This window comes from Rhizobacter sp. P1_G5 (assembly GCF_056405435.1).
Window position 1 is genome coordinate 1 of the sequence record NZ_JBFUCB010001054.1, and the last position, 1,052, is coordinate 1,052.

Annotated in this window: 1 protein-coding gene and 1 pseudogene; both read right to left on the reverse strand. The window is 67.5% G+C overall.

Going from position 1 to position 1,052, the window contains the following annotated elements; all coding sequences use genetic code 11:
- Positions 1-765: ABC transporter permease (locus AC1D12_RS33930; protein ID WP_477845466.1), on the reverse strand; the 765-nt coding region annotated here is incomplete at its 3' end.
- 10 nt (positions 766-775) lie between these two features.
- Positions 776-1,052: pseudogene (locus tag AC1D12_RS33935) on the reverse strand (nodulation factor ABC transporter ATP-binding protein NodI); the annotation flags it as partial.

The window sequence follows — 1,052 nt, forward strand, 5'->3', positions numbered from 1 at the left end:
GGTGAGCACCAATGCCAGGTAGTAGCCGCCCAGCGCGTAGGCGGCCAGCACCAGCACCGGCAGCGCCACCTGCTGCGGCCACTGGCCGAGGATCAGCGGCCGCACCAGGTCGACCGCGGCGGTCAGCGGCAGCACATGCGCGATCACCTGCAGCCAGCCGGGCATCTGCTCGATCGGGAAGTACACGCCCGACAGGAAGGTCATCGGCGTCATCACCAGCGTGAAGTAGTAGGTGAAGAAATCGTAGCTCTGCGCCAGCGCGTTGAACACCAGCGCGATCGAGGCGAATGTCACGCCGATGAAGCACAGCACCGGCAGCGCGAGCAGCATCGTCGGCGCCCGGCTGATCCCCAGCACGAAGATCACCGCCATGATCGCCGCCACCGTGAACACCGACTTCATCGCCGCCCACAGCATCTCGGCGAACACGATGTCGTCGAGCGCGATCGGCGCGTTCATGATGCTGTCCCAGGTGCGCTGCACCTGSATGCGCGAGTAGGCCGAGTACAGCGCCTCGAAGGTCGCGGCCAGCGCACCGCTGACAGCGATGCTCCCCGACGCCAGGTACTCGATGTACGGCAGCCCCTGCACCTGGCCGATCATCGAGCCGAGCCCGTAGCCGAACGCCACCAGCGTGATCAGCGGCTCGGCGATGTTGCCCAGCACGCTCGGCACGGCGAGCTTTCGCCACACCAGCAGGTTGCGCAGCACCACCGGCCAGAAGCGTGCGGTGATGCGGGGAGCGGCATAGAACGAGATCAGCATCGTCGGCCCTTCATGCGTCGTCGCGGATCTGGCGACCGGTCAGCTTCAGGAACAGGTCCTCCAGGTTCGCCGGCCGGTGCAAGGTGCGGATGTCGTGGTGCTGCGCCAGCGCCTGCAGCAGCGGTTGCGGCCGGCGCAGGTAGAAGAACACCGTCTCGCCGCTGGTCTCGACGCGCTCGGCCAGGCCCGCATGCTGTGCCGCCATCGCGAGCGCACCATCGCCGAACACCTCGACGACGTCGCTCTCGAGGTGTTCGTTGATCAGGCCGCGCGGCGTGCCCTCGGCG